The organism is Streptomyces sp. NPDC050508 (genome assembly GCF_040655155.1).
Classification (GTDB): Bacteria; Actinomycetota; Actinomycetes; order Streptomycetales; family Streptomycetaceae; genus Streptomyces.
Genome location: NZ_JBFAJJ010000007.1, coordinates 147,856 through 161,272, shown reverse-complemented (window position 1 = coordinate 161,272; position 13,417 = coordinate 147,856). Strand labels below are relative to the sequence as shown.

Below are 13,417 nucleotides of genomic sequence, written 5' to 3'. Positions count from 1 at the left end.
GCGTTCCCCTTTGTCCATTGAATCGCCATCTGGAAGACGGCCGACCCTGTGGATCGGTTGTGCTCCGTCAGCAGGGGATACGCAAAAGAGCCCGGTTTTCGAGGATCACTCCTCGAAAACCGGGCTCTTCTTGACCAAATTCTGACTCGCGCAGGTCAGCTCGTCAGTTCGGCCTCCGTCGCGGCCGACCGTTCCTGGCCGACGTTGCGAGCCTCGGACTTGAGCGCCAGGTCCCGTACCGCGGTGTTGAACTGCTCGATGGACGTGGGCTCGTCCGGGCCGAGCAGGTACTCCTTGAGTTCCTTGCGGTCCTCGGCCATCGGGTCGGCGTCCGGGGCGCGGACCGCCGCGAGCAACTCGCCCAGTTCCCCTGCCTTGTTGGAGAGGATCACGGCGGCGCGCACCGCGGTGTTCTGCCGCTTGAACTCCTCCACGCCCAGCTTCGCGGAGTCCGTGACCGCGTACGGCTTGCCGCTCGCGATGAAGTCGGAGACCACGCTGGAGATGTCGGAGACCATCGCGTCGGACACGTTGAAGCAGTCGTACAGGCGCGGTTCGGCGCCGGAGATGACCCGGTGCTCGAAGGTGCCGAAGGACTTCCAGTACGCGTCGTTCCACTCGGCGCGCAGCCGGGCGATCTCCTCGTACTTGGCCAGGTCGACGACGCCGTCACGGGTCAGCTCGGCCTCGTCGCCCTTGTCGGCGGCGCCGCCGGACAGCTCGGTGATCCGGGCTTCGATGCGGGCCAGATCGGCCTTGGCCTTGGTCTGGACGGCCGCGTCGGCCTGGAAGCGCGGGTCGGTCGCGCGCTGGGCGGCGGCCTTCTCGACCAGGGCGACGACCTTGCGGTGCGCGGAGCCGGCCGCGGCGCTGACGGTGCCGGTGAAGGGGTGCGGCTTGTACAGGACACGGACCGGCGGGTCGGCCTTGAGCAGCTTCTTCACGATGTTCTCGCCGGCCAGCAGGAGGGAGGTGTTGCCGGGGTCGTTGTCCCAGCCCTCCCAGGTGGGGGCGTAGAGCACTGTCGGGATACGGCCCTCGGGGACGCCCTGCCAGGTCTGGATCGGGGCGAGCTGCGGGCGGCCGACCTCGACGATGTCGTCGTCGCGGACACCGACGTCGGCGATGGCATAGCGGTCGCGGCCCGCGCGGCCGGCGGTCCACACCTCGTCGTAGACCTTGCTGAACGGGTTGACGCTGGCCAGCTTGTCGCTGTCGCCGTGACCGATGAAGACGTGCTTCATGGTGGGGACGCGCAGCAGGTGGATGTTCTTGCCGACGTTCGCCGCGTACAGCGCGACGCGCACGGTCGACAGGTCCATGTTCATCAGGTGCACACCGCCGGGCACGCAGATGACGGGGACCTTGGTGGGGGCGAGGTTCTGCAGTATCACGCGCTCGCGGAGCAGGACCAGCGGCCGGGTGTCCAGCTGCTCCATGGTCTCCAGCCACATGTTGACCTGGTACGCCGAGTCCTTGGAGCCGGAGAAGCAGAGCACCGTCTGCGGCTTGTACTCGTGCAGCCAGTCGTCGACGGCTTCGAGGATGACCTCGGCGGTCGGCGGGATCTTCGTGCCCCGTATGTACGGGACGAGCGCGAGGACGTAGAAGGTGCCCAGGAACAGGGTGACGCCGATGCCGATGAAGGCGGCGACGGCCGAGTCCAGCTGTGCGGAGATCAGCAGGCCCACGACGGCGAACAGGTCGAGGTGGAGCATCTTCTCGGCGGAGCGCTCCAGCAGGCCAAACGGCGGGGCGTCCGGGATGTTGATGCGCGAGCCGAGGTCGACGTTGCGGGTGGCGACCGGCATCCGGCGGCGGTTGCGGATCAGCGTGACGACAGCGCCGTGCGGGGCCTGGAGGCCGTAGAAGGCGATGAAGCAGGCGATCGCGCCGTAGAAGATCAGGTGGTCCGAGAGGTCCATGCGGGCCAGCAGGAGGATCAGCAGGAGCTGGCGGATCAGGAAGCGGATGGACAGGCCCGCCCTGACCTTGCTGAGGCGATTGATCAGGTAGCTGGCCTGGCGGTGCAGATAGTGGTCCGCGACGTACGTCACGACGGCCGCGGCGGCGAAGGCGGGAACGCTCGGGATGAGCGCGGCCAGCATGAGGGCCGGGAATCCCAGCATCATGAGGACGGCGGCGGCCAGCTCAGCTGCGCTGCCCACCCGGGCCACGCGAATTGCGGTGGAAATCACTGATAAACCTGCTCTTGGGGGTTTTGAGTAATTTACCGGGATCTCAGAGTCAGGCTTAATTAAACGCCGTCCTGGACGTCAAGGACGGAGGCGAGGGCGGCCTCGAAACCGGAGGCCCTGGCCGCGCCCGCCGTCGGGTCCTGCTGGCGGACGTCGATGACATGGCCGGTCAGCTCGGACAGCAGCACGTCGAGCGAGGTACGGGCCACGGCCTCGGAGGAGAGCAGCGTGCCCGTGGGCTCCTGGCCGAACGCCTTGGTGCGCATCGGGGTGGCGGTGCGCTCCGGGTTGATGCAGTTCACGCGGATGCCGTCGCCGGCCCACTCGTCGGCAAGGGCCTGCGTGAGGTTCACCATCGCGGCCTTGGTCGAGGAGTACAGGCTGTACTCGGCACGGCCGCGGGTGTAGCTGCTGGAGGTGTAGAGCAGCAGCTGGCCCTTGGTCTCGGCGAGGTACTTGTACGCGGAACGGGCGATCTGCACGGGCGCCAGGTAGTTGACCTTCAGCGCTTCCTCGATGGTCGCGTTGTCCGTCTCGGCCAGCTTGCCGATGCGCAGCACGCCCGCGGTGTTGATGACGTAGTCGATGCGCCCGGTCTCGGCGTACGCCTTGGACAGCGCGTCGTCGACCTCCTCGGGGTTCTCGACGTGCGTGCCGGTGGTGGAGCGGCCCAGCGCGTACACCGTGGCGCCGTAGCCCTCGGCGACCTCGGCGATGTCCTTGCCGATGCCGTACGAGCCGCCGAAGACGACCAGCGTCTTCCCGGTGAGCAGCTGGCGGTAGGCGGCCTCGTCGACCTGCTCGGGCGCGGCCGTGGAGGCGAGCTGGAAGAGCTTGTCGGCGATGAAGACGTCGACGGGCTGGGTGACCTTCATGTTGTACTCGTCGCCCGCGACGACGTGGATCGGCACGTCCGGCAGGTACTTGAGCACGACCGAACAGTCGTCCGTGGCCTGGAAGTTGGGGTCACCGGCGGCGACCTCGTAGGCGCGGCGGATCGTGGACAGCTTGAACGCCTGGGGCGTCTGGCCGCGGCGCAGCCGGGAGCGGTCCGGGATCTCGGTGATGAACTCGCCGTCGTCGCCGTGCGTGCGGGTCACGATGATGGTGTCGGCGGACGGGATGGCCACGTCCACGGCCTGGAAGCGCTCCAGGGCCACCACACAGTCGTCGATCACGCGCTGCGACAGCAGGGGGCGCACGGCGTCGTGGAAGAGGACGTTGCGGTCCTCGCCCTCGGCCAGGCCCTCGCCGAGCGCGGCGATGGCGCGCTCGGTGGTCTCGTTGCGCGTGGAGCCGCCCTCGATGATCCTGGTGACCTTCTGGAAACCGGCCTTGGCGACGATCTTCTCGATGTCCGGGACGTAGCCCGGTGCCATCAGGACGATGATGTCGTCGATCGAGTCGGCGTTCTCGAAGGTGGTCAGGGTGTGCTCGATGACTGCCTTGCCGGCGATCTTCAGCAGCTGCTTGGGGATCGAGAGACCCACGCGCTGACCGGTACCGCCGGCCAGGATCACTGCGGTGGTGCGGGGCTTGGCTATGTGCGACACAGGTGACCTTGACCTACCTCGGGACAACGGGGAACTCGCAAATGGTCCCACTCGCGGTTACCGCAGTGCAAGGCGAGTGACCTCCGCCGCATATGTGCGCGACACCTGTCATTCATCTTGCACTGCCGGTGACCGAGCGATGACGCACTCAGCCGCGACGCAACTTCTTCAGACAACGGTGACCGAGAACCCGCACGAGTTCCTTCGACGACGTCTGGTGAACCGTCCGCGCCTTCGCCGGCGCACTGTGCCGCACGGGCACCGCAGCGACCGCCGCGAGCGCCCCGTAGAGCGCCTGCGCGGCCACTTCGGGAGCGATCCGCGGCACCCCCGACACCTTCTTCTCCACGGTTTCCGGTACGGCCGACAGCAGCGCCGTGTCCCCTACGACCCGTACACCCGTGGCGGCAATGGTCCCCGCCATCTCGGCGCCGATCGCGCCCGCGGCCTCGACCGCCCACTGAGGCGTGGTGATCTTCACGTCCTGCGAGGTCGGGCTGCACGAATTCTTCATATGCATGACCGCGCCGTTGCGCACGAGCTTGGAATACAGCTCATCGGGGAGCCCATTGCCGCGGAATTCGACATTGAGCTTCCGCAGCATTTCGGTCTCGGCGAGGGTAAGGGAACGGTTCGCCGCGTCCGGAACCGGCCGCAGGAGATTCGCGGGCAGTCCGAGCAGCGCCTCGAAGGTGCGCAGCAGCCCGTCCCGGTCACTGTCGTCGACCACGACGACGGTCACCCGCTCGGGACCCACGACCCGGGCCCAGCGCTCCACCAGCCGGTCGTGCCGGTGTCGCCGCCAGAAGCTGGGGTTGGGCTGCTCGTACGGCGCCTTGCGGAGCATGTGCTCCAGCCAGTTGTCGTAGCCCATGCGCAGGCCGTTCTGCACGTACTGCTGCCACTGCGAGGGCATGATCCTCGCCAGCGGGCGCAGGGTGATCAGGATGTGCACGCGCTCGCCGCCGAGCTGCTCCACGATCCGGGCGATGGTCTCGTCGTCCTCGGCGTCGGCGAAGAACTCGCTGCTGATCACCGAGGTGCGGTCGCCGGTGGCCCGCACGGCGTCGAGGAGGCGCGTCCAGTGCTTGTCCGTGGGCACGGTGTCGCCCATCATCGCGGGCCGGGCGCAGGCGGCGAGGGCCGCTTCCATCGGGTGTCTGCTGTGCGCGGGGAAGTCGACGCCGTGCTCGGGCATCGTGTCCTTCGCGGCGAACAGCGCGCCCTGGATGGCGGTGGTCCCGGTCTTGTGCGGGCCGATGTGCAGCAGCCGGGTCCCGGCGGGCAGCGCTTCCTTAATACAGTCCGTCTCCATGGTTAATGGAAGGTAAGAGTTGTTCCTGAGTTTGACCTGAGAGGAGCCTGGGACACAGATGAGTCCCAGGCTCCCGTCACACAGGTTTCACGGGACTCAGACCACGCTGACGCCGGGGTCGCCCGCCTCCACGCGGAGCGAGGCGTAGGTGCTCGGCGTCGCCGTGGGCTTCACGACGGTGTCCACGACCCTCACCTGCGCGTCGATGCCGTCCCGCCGGATGTCGAAGAGGTGGTAGCCGCGGTGGGCGTCGATCACCTTCCAGTGCGGGTTGTCGGCCATCAGCGGGTCCCACTGGGCGTGGAAGGCGGCCTGGTCCTGGTCGCCGTTGCTGGAGATGGACGTGCCGACGAACTCGGCGCCGACGACGTCGGAGTCCGGATCGGCGAAGTCCGCTTTCAGATCGCTGATCATCGTGAGGTGCCGGTCGCCGCTGAGCACCACGGGGTTGCGGACGCTCTTGAAGTCCTCCAACAGGGCGTTGCGTTCGACCTGGTAGCCGTCCCAGGCGTCGTAGAACCACTGCTTGCCCGCGCCGAGCAGGGTGTCCGTCTCGGCCATCATGATCTGCGAGGCGATGACGTTCCAGCGGGCGGGCGAGTGGTGCAGCCCGTCCAGCAGCCACTGCTTCTGTTCGGCGCCCATCATGGTCATCGCCGGGTCCTCGGCGCCGGCCTGCGTGGTCGCCTGGTCGCTGCGGAACTGCCGGGTGTCCAGGACGTTCAGGCGCATCAGACGGCCGAATTCGAGGCGCCGGTACATCTGGATGTGCGGCCCGTTCGGCACGGCGCTCGCGCGCACCGGCATGTGCTCGTAGTACGCCTGGAAGGCCGCCGTCAGCCGCGCCACGAACGCGTCGTGCGACTGCTTGTCGGGGTCCTGCGGGACCTCCCCCGCCCAGTCGTTGTCCACCTCGTGGTCGTCGAAGGTCACCACCCAGGGGGTGTTGGCGTGCATCGCCATGAGGTCCGGGTCGGTGCGGTACTGCGCGTACCGGTTGCGGTACTGGACCAGGCTGTACGGCTCCCCGGTGCCCTCGTGCCGGCGCGGCCCCGCGTTCGACGGCGCCGACTCGTAGATGTAGTCGCCGACGAAGAGCACGAAGTCGGGGTCCTGGGACAGCATGTCGGCATACGGCGTGAAGTAGCCGTTCTGCCAGTTCTGGCAGGAGGCCAGCGCGACGCGCAGCCGGCCGCCGGAGCTGTTCGCGTGGGGCGCGGTGCGGGTGCGGCCGGTGGCGGAGAGCTGACCGCCGGCGCGGAAGCGGTACCAGTAGTCACGGCCCGGGCGCAGCCCTCGTACATCCACGTGAACGCTGTGCCCGTACTCGGGCCGGGCCGGCGCGATTCCGCGGCGCACGCGCTTTCTGAATCGTTCGTCCTCGGCGAGTTCCCACTCCACGGAGACCACCTGGTCGGGCATGCCGCCGCCGTTGAGCGGGTCAGGGGCGAGCCGCGTCCACAGCACGATGCCGTCGGGCAGCGGGTCGCCGGAGGAGATACCGAGGCTGAACACACCGTCGGGCAGCGGGGTTTCGGCAGCTCGGGCGGAGGTCGGCAGCCAGAGCTGGGCGGAGGCGGCGGCCCCCAGCACCGCCGCGCCGGCCGCGAGAAAACGTCGTCGATCGGGTGATACGGCTCCGGTCATCGGTGAACTCCCTTGCGACGTTGGCCTCTTGGGTCACTTGAAGCCTCACAGTGCGCGGAGTCCCGCCCGTTGAACAGTAAGTATCGCGTCCATGACAAATGAGCGCACAGCAAGAGACCCGTTACTCCGAGAGCAACGGGTCTCAGCCAGATTTGGTAACGCCCTGCGGATGCCTCAGAAGGGCTTGAACTCGTCGAACTCCTGCGCCGCCTCGTCCCGCTCGGCCTGCTTGTCCCGACGCCGCTGCGTCGCCGGCCGCGGCTCGTCGAGCCGGTGGTCCTCGCCACGCCGGCCCAGCATCTCCGCACCGGCCATGACGGTCGGCTCCCAGTCGAAGACGACCGCGTTGTCCTCGGGACCGATCGCGACACCGTCACCGGAGCGCGCGCCGACCTTCATCAACGACGCCTCCACACCGAGGCGGTTGAGCCGGTCGGCGAGGTAGCCGACGGCCTCGTCGTTGTTGAAGTCGGTCTGGCGGACCCAGCGTTCGGGCTTCTCGCCGCGCACGCGGAAGAGGCCGTCCTCCTCCTGTACGACGGTGAAGCCGCTGTCGTCGACCGCCTTCGGGCGGATGACGATCCGGGTCGCCTCCTCCTTCGGCTTCGCGGCACGCGACGCGGCGACGAACTCCGCGATGGCGAAGGACAGTTCACGCAGTCCCGTGTGGGCGACGGCCGACACCTCGAAGACGCGGTAGCCGCGGGCCTCCAGGTCGGGGCGCACCATCTCGGCCAGGTCCTTGCCGTCCGGGACGTCGATCTTGTTCAGGACGACCATGCGCGGGCGGTTGCCGAGCCCGCCGTACTGCTTCAGCTCCTCCTCGATCATGTCGAGGTCGGAGATCGGGTCACGCTCGGACTCCAGCGTCGCGGTGTCCAGGACGTGCACGAGGACGCTGCACCGCTCGACGTGGCGCAGGAACTCCAGGCCGAGGCCCTTGCCCTGGCTGGCGCCCGGGATGAGGCCGGGCACGTCGGCGATCGTGTAGACCGTCTCGCCGGCCGTGACGACGCCCAGGTTCGGGACCAGGGTCGTGAACGGGTAGTCGGCGATCTTCGGCTTGGCCGCGCTGAGCACGGAGATCAGCGAGGACTTGCCGGCGCTCGGGTAGCCCACGAGAGCCACGTCGGCGACCGTCTTCAGCTCCAGGACGATGTCCTGGAGGTCACCGGGCACGCCGAGCAGCGCGAAACCGGGGGCCTTGCGGCGGGCCGAGGCCAGCGCCGCGTTGCCGAGGCCGCCCCGGCCGCCCTGCGCGGCGATGTACGAGGTGCCGTGGCCGACGAGGTCGGCGAGCACGTTGCCCTCGCCGTCGAGCACGACGGTGCCGTCCGGCACCGGCAGGACCAGGTCCTGGCCGTCCTTGCCGGAGCGGTTGCCGCCCTCGCCGGGCTTGCCGTTGGTGGCCTTGCGGTGCGGGGAGTGGTGGTAGTCGAGCAGCGTGGTCACGGACTGGTCGACGATGAGGATGACATCCCCACCCCTTCCGCCGTTGCCGCCGTCCGGGCCGCCGAGCGGCTTGAACTTCTCACGGTGGACGGAGGCACAGCCGTGGCCTCCGTTACCCGCGGCGACATGCAGCTCGACGCGGTCCACGAAGGTGGTCATGGGATGTGCCTCCAGTTACGTACAGCGATGTCTCTTGGTTGAGCTATGTCTCTACGTCAACACGCGAAAGGCGGACCCGCTTCCCGGAAGGGAAGTGAGGTCCGCCTCGCGAAAGCTTCCGATCAGTTGCCTGATTCAGCTACCTGATGCTTCAGGCGACCGGAACGATGTTCACGACCTTGCGGCCACGGTGGGTACCGAACTCCACCGCACCGGCGTTCAGCGCGAACAGCGTGTCGTCGCCGCCACGGCCGACGCCCGAACCGGGGTGGAAGTGGGTGCCGCGCTGGCGGACCAGGATCTCACCAGCGTTGACGACCTGACCGCCGAAGCGCTTCACGCCGAGCCGCTGGGCATTGGAGTCGCGACCGTTCCGGGTGGACGATGCGCCCTTCTTGTGTGCCATCTCTCCTCAGTCCCTTACTTCGCAGCCGCGGGGATCTCAGTGACCTTGATCGCCGTGTACTGCTGGCGGTGGCCCTGACGACGGCGGTAGCCGGTCTTGTTCTTGTACCGAAGGATGTCGATCTTGACGCCCTTGTGGTGGTCCACGATCTCGGCCTGGACCTTGATGCCGGCCAGGACCCACGGGTCGCTGGTCACAGCGTCGCCGTCGACAACGAGCAGGGTCGAGAGCTCGACCGTGTCGCCAACCTTGGCAGTGGAAATCTTGTCAACCTCAACGATGTCGCCGACAGCAACCTTGTGCTGGCGACCACCGCTGCGCACGATGGCGTACACGCGGATCTCACTCTCTTGCTCAGGGACGGCACCCCCGCAGTCCAGCCGCCCTGCAGAGCAGACGGCCTCTCCCGGCGGAACACGCCCGGGAGGAAGAGGTTTACGGGGATGTGGCGTGTCACCAGTGGACACGCCGACAGTCAAGGTTACGGGGCCGCAGCCGAACGGGTCAAACCGGGCCCCTGAGGGTGTGCGACCGATCACATGGACCGGCCGCACACCCCTGAGGTTCAGCCCTCGTCGGTGGAGGCGGTGACGGAGGACGGGTTCGTCTGCTCCGCCGCCGCGGTCTTCTTCGACGTGGTCTTGGCGGCCTTCTTGGCCGTCGTCTTCTTGGCGGCCGTCTTCTTGGCCGCGGTCTTGGTGGCCGCCGCCTTCTTGGCGACCGCCTTCTTCGCCGGGGCCTTCTTGGCCGTCTTGCGCGCGGCCGTCTTCTTGGCCGGAGCCTCGGCCTCGGCAGAAGCCTCCGCGACCGGCGCCTCCTCCACCACGGCCGACGGTACGACCGTGACGGCCGCCTCCTCGGACGCGGTGGGCGCGGTGGCCTTGCGCACGGCACGACGCCGCGGGCGGGCCGGAGCCGCACTCTCGACAGGCGCCGCCTCGGGCTGCTCGACCTGCGCCGGGGCGGGTGCCTCGACGACGACCGGCGCGGCGGCCTCGGTGACCGTCACCACGGCGGCCTCCTCGGCCCCCGCCGGCGAACCGGCGGGCGCGGTCGCCTTACGGGTCGCCCGACGGCGCGTACGGCCCTTGGGCGCGGCGTCGTCGACAACAGGGGCCACGTCGACCACAGGCGCTTCGACAGTGACCGGAGCCTCGACGACCGGGGCCTCCACGGCGACGGGCGCGGCCTGCGCGACAGCGGCCGGCTCGGCCTCCTCGCGGACCTCACGCGCCTGCCGCGCCTCACGGGCCTCGGCCCTCGGCGCACCGGCCGGAGCCGACGCCCGTCGACTGGTCCGGCGCCGCGAACGCCCACCGCGGGTGGCCGCGGCCTCGGCCTCGGCGGCGCTGCTGTACAGGTCCTCGTCGGGCCTGAACTCGGTCTCCGTGAACGGCACCGGCATGGCGACCTCGGCCGCCACCTCCGCCTCGGTCTCGACCTCGTCGTCGGCCACATCGTGCTCGTGGTCGTGCTCGTGCGTGTCGTGGGCGTCCTGCCCACTCCCGTCGCCACCGCGTCCGCGCCGCTTGCGCTTGCCGCCGCCACCGACCGAGGTCGGCTGCTCCATGTGGACGATCACGCCACGGCCGTTGCAGTGGACGCAGGTCTCGGAGAAGGACTCCAGGAGGCCCTGTCCGACGCGCTTGCGGGTCATCTGCACGAGGCCCAGCGAGGTGACCTCGGCGACCTGGTGCTTCGTACGGTCGCGCCCGAGGCATTCGAGCAGGCGCCGCAGGACCAGGTCCCGGTTGGACTCCAGGACCATGTCGATGAAGTCGATGACGACGATGCCGCCCAGGTCGCGCAGCCGCAGCTGGCGCACGATCTCCTCGGCCGCCTCCAGGTTGTTCCTGGTCACGGTCTCTTCGAGGTTGCCGCCCTGACCGGTGAACTTGCCGGTGTTGACGTCGATCACGATCATCGCTTCGGTCTTGTCGATGACCAGCGAGCCGCCGCTGGGCAGCCAGACCTTGCGGTCCAGCGCCTTCATCAGCTGCTCGTCGATGCGGTACGTCGCGAAGACGTCGACCTCGGAGGTCCACTTGGACAGCCGGTCGGCCAGGTCGGGGGCGACGTGCGAGACGTAGCCGTGGATGGTGTCCCACGCCTCGTCACCGCTGACGATGACCTTGGTGAAGTCCTCGTTGAAGATGTCGCGCACGACGCGGACGGTCATGTCCGGCTCGCCGTACAGCAGAGTCGGGGCGTTCGAACCGCCGCCGCTCTTCGACTTCTTCTGGATGTCCTCCCACTGCGCCTGGAGCCGCTCGACGTCACGGCTCAGCTCGTCCTCGCTCGCGCCCTCGGCGGCGGTGCGCACGATGACGCCCGCGTCCTCGGGGACGATCTTCTTGAGGATGGTCTTCAGCCGGGCCCGCTCGGTGTCGGGCAGCTTGCGGCTGATGCCGGTCATGGAGCCCTCGGGCACGTAGACCAGGTAGCGGCCGGGCAGGGAGACCTGGCTGGTGAGGCGCGCGCCCTTGTGCCCGATCGGGTCCTTCGTCACCTGCACGAGCACGGACTGCCCGGACTTCAACGCACTCTCGATGCGCCGCGGCCCGTTGGCCATGCCGAGCGCTTCGAAGTTCACTTCACCGGCATAAAGGACAGCGTTCCGTCCCTTGCCGATGTCGATGAAGGCGGCCTCCATCGAGGGCAGCACGTTCTGGACCTTGCCCAGGTAGACGTTGCCGACGTACGAGGTCGACTGCTCCTTGTTGACGTAGTGCTCGACGAGCACGCCGTCCTCCAGGACGCCGATCTGCGTGCGCTCGCCGCTCTGGCGGACGACCATCACGCGCTCGACGGCCTCGCGGCGGGCCAGGAACTCTGCCTCGGTGATGATCGGGACGCGACGGCGCCCCTGCTCGCGGCCTTCACGGCGGCGCTGCTTCTTGGCTTCGAGACGCGTCGAGCCCTTGATGGACTGCACCTCGTCGCTGGGGTGCTCGTCCTTCTTGGCGCGCGGCTCGCGGACCTTGACGACGGTGCGCTCGGGGTCGTCCGACGACGAGGGCGTCTCGGCCTCACCGGAGGAGTCACCGGCGCGACGACGCCGACGGCGCCTACGACGGCTGCTGCTGGACCCGGAACCGCCCTGGTCCTCGTCCGCGTCCTCGGCGTCTTCCTCGATCTGCTCGGCGGTGTCCTCGGAGTCCTGCGCTACCTGCTCGGCGGCGTACTCCTCGTTATCGTCGCCCTCGTCCTCACCGGTGGCGGACTCGCCACGGCGACGGCGGCGGCCACCACGGCGACGGCGACGGCGCGAACCGGTCTCCTCGGCCTCGTCACCGTCGGCGGAGTCCTCGGCCTCGTCGGCCTCTTCGGGCTCCTCCTCCACGACGACGGCCTCGACAACGGCGGGCGTCTCGGGCTCGGCCTCGAAGGCGGCACCCCGGCGACGACGCCGACGGCGTCCCCCGGTCTCCTCCTCGACGGCCTCCACGACGACGGGCTCGGCTACGACGATCTCTTCCTCGTCGTCCTCCACCGCCTCGGCGGCAGCGGCAGCCGCGGCCCGCTCCGGCGTCTGGAACATCGGCTCGGTGAAGACGGGCGCCTGGAACACGGCCACGGCGGGCCGCCTCGGCCGACGCGGTCCGTCCTCGTCCTCGGCGGTGTTCCCGGTCTTGGGCGCGGGCGCGGAGAACCCTCCGGCGGCGGTCCGCACGGACCGGCGCCGACGACGCGGCCCGGAGTCCTCGACGGGCTCGGTCTCGGCGGCGGCCTTGGTCTCCGCGGTGTCCGCGGCGGTCTCGTCGTTCACAGGGGCCTCCTCGCCCACGGGCGTCCCGGCAGGCGCGGACACACGGCGCGTGGCGCGACGACGGCTCCGGCGCGGGGCGGCATCCTCGTCGGAGGCAGCGGGCGCGGCACCTTCGGTCACTTCGGTTGCGGCGACGGCAGCAGGCGCTGCGATCGCTTCGTTGCTCTCGGCGGCCTCGACGACCTCAGCGGCCTCGGCCGCCTGCGGCGCACCGGCGGGCGCGGAGGCACGCCGGGTGGCACGACGGCGCGTACGCCCGGCGGGCGCGGCCTCTTCCTCTGCGGGCGCCTCCACAGACGCCTCCACGACGGCGGGAGCCTCGGGCTCCTCCACGGCCTCGGGGGCGACGGTCTCGGGCGCGGTCACCCGGCGCGTGGCACGACGACGGCTCCGGCGCGGGGCGGCATCCTCGTCGGACGCGGCGGGCGCGGCCTCCTCGACGGCGGCAGGCGCGGCGGCGGCAACGGCCGGCACCACGATCTCGCCCGCGTCGGGCACGACGCTCGCCTCGGGCGCGGACACCCGGCGGGTGGCACGACGGCGCGTACGCCCGGCGGGCGCGGCTTCCTCTGTGAGAGCAGGTGCCTCGACAGCCCCTTCGGTCACCTCGGCCGCAACGGGCTCGGTGACCTCGACGCTCTCGTCCTGCTTCTCGTCGGTCGCCTCGGCCGGTATGGCCGGAGCGTTGCTTTCGACCGCGCCCTCGGCGCCGGTCGGCGGTCCCGCCGGGCGAGACGCGGCGCGGCGCCTGCGGCGCGGCGGCAGCGTGTCGCTGGGGGTGTTCAGTTCGGAACCCTCGGTGGGTTCGGTCGGTTCGAGCATGCGGGCGTTTCTCCCGTCAGGCTCCCGGGCGCCGCGCCTGGTCCGGCATGGATGCCGGTGACGTCCGCGGCTCGCGCGTTGCGCGGTGCCGCCGTC

8 protein-coding genes are annotated in these 13,417 nt (G+C 69.6%); all 8 read right to left on the bottom strand.

Annotation, left to right across the window (positions count from 1 at the left end):
- Nucleotides 1-155 precede the first annotated feature (155 nt).
- A complete protein-coding gene (locus tag AB0I69_RS21650) occupies nt 156-2,198 on the bottom strand; it encodes a hypothetical protein (protein WP_363097260.1) in 2,043 nt (680 codons plus the stop codon).
- Between the two features lie 59 nt (nt 2,199-2,257).
- The gene (locus tag AB0I69_RS21645; RefSeq protein ID WP_363097259.1) at nt 2,258-3,751 is read right to left on the bottom strand and encodes a bifunctional cytidylyltransferase/SDR family oxidoreductase; all 1,494 of its coding nucleotides are present in this window, start codon (nt 3,749-3,751) and stop codon (nt 2,258-2,260) included.
- Nucleotides 3,752-3,899: 148 nt separating this feature from the next.
- A complete protein-coding gene (locus AB0I69_RS21640; RefSeq protein WP_363097258.1) occupies nt 3,900-5,066 on the bottom strand; it encodes a hypothetical protein in 1,167 nt (388 codons plus the stop codon).
- Nucleotides 5,067-5,162: 96 nt separating this feature from the next.
- Entirely contained in the window at nt 5,163-6,713 is a 1,551-nt protein-coding gene (locus tag AB0I69_RS21635; protein WP_363097257.1) for an alkaline phosphatase D family protein, read from the bottom strand.
- A 174-nt stretch (nt 6,714-6,887) separates the two neighbouring features.
- Entirely contained in the window at nt 6,888-8,324 is a 1,437-nt protein-coding gene (gene obgE / locus AB0I69_RS21630; protein ID WP_363097256.1) for a GTPase ObgE, read from the bottom strand.
- A 151-nt stretch (nt 8,325-8,475) separates the two neighbouring features.
- On the bottom strand, nt 8,476-8,730 hold the full coding sequence (gene rpmA, locus AB0I69_RS21625; RefSeq protein WP_019063244.1) for a 50S ribosomal protein L27: 255 nt from the start codon (nt 8,728-8,730) through the stop codon (nt 8,476-8,478).
- A 14-nt stretch (nt 8,731-8,744) separates the two neighbouring features.
- On the bottom strand, nt 8,745-9,065 hold the full coding sequence (rplU, locus tag AB0I69_RS21620; protein WP_006374708.1) for a 50S ribosomal protein L21: 321 nt from the start codon (nt 9,063-9,065) through the stop codon (nt 8,745-8,747).
- 230 nt (nt 9,066-9,295) lie between these two features.
- Nucleotides 9,296-13,321 (bottom strand): Rne/Rng family ribonuclease, encoded by a 4,026-nt coding sequence (locus tag AB0I69_RS21615; protein WP_363097255.1) that lies wholly within the window; start codon nt 13,319-13,321, stop codon nt 9,296-9,298.
- Nucleotides 13,322-13,417: the final 96 nt, after the last annotated feature.